This window comes from Vibrio sp. S12_S33 (genome assembly GCF_963889785.1).
GTDB lineage: Bacteria > Pseudomonadota > Gammaproteobacteria > Enterobacterales > Vibrionaceae > Vibrio > Vibrio aestuarianus.
In genome coordinates this window covers 1-266 of the sequence record NZ_CAWPQZ010000349.1, presented here as the reverse complement: position 1 = coordinate 266, position 266 = coordinate 1, and the positions used below count along the sequence as shown (strand labels likewise).

General features: G+C 41.0%; 1 pseudogene. It reads left to right on the top strand.

Annotated features, from left to right (window positions below):
* Positions 1–266 (top strand): annotated as a pseudogene (locus AACW06_RS20420) (IS1-like element transposase); the annotation flags it as partial.

The window sequence follows — 266 nt, the reverse complement described above, 5'->3', positions numbered from 1 at the left end:
GTAACGGGCTTTCAGCGATTTCGTTGCATAGAATGTAAGCGTTCCTTTCAGCTTGATTACGCTTACGAGGCATATAAGCCTAATGTCAAAGAACAAATCATTGATATGGCAATGAATAGCTCTGGTGTTAGAGAAACAAGCCGTGTCTTAAAAGTTGGCTACAACACCGTGTTACGCACTTTAAAAAACTCTGGCCAAGGCAAGTGACCTCTATACCCTTCGATAAAGCAAACATCTCTCTAATCTATGAAGTTGATGAGCAATGG